Consider the following 230-nt stretch of genomic DNA (forward strand, 5'->3'; position numbering starts at 1 on the left):
TCCAGTGGCACCTGTGCCTCTCGCTCGCCCGGTGCACCGCGGCCATTCCGGTCTACTCGCTCTATACCCAGCCCGGCCTGTACCTTCCCGCGCCCGGCGGCAAGGCCGTCGCCAACGCCCTGTACACCGTGTGGGGCGGCGCCAACGACCTGATCGCCAGCCAGGCCGGCGCACCGCTGCAGGCCACCCTCGGCGCGGCCGTGGCCCAGCTCGGCGGCCGAGTCGGACCG

1 pseudogene is annotated in these 230 nt (G+C 74.3%); it reads left to right on the forward strand.

Annotated elements, in window-relative coordinates:
• A pseudogene (locus ACQG3P_RS25465) lies at positions 1-230 on the forward strand (hypothetical protein); the annotation flags it as partial.

Source organism: Stenotrophomonas sp. SrG (assembly GCF_050031795.1).
Lineage (GTDB): Bacteria > Pseudomonadota > Gammaproteobacteria > Xanthomonadales > Xanthomonadaceae > Stenotrophomonas > Stenotrophomonas rhizophila_A.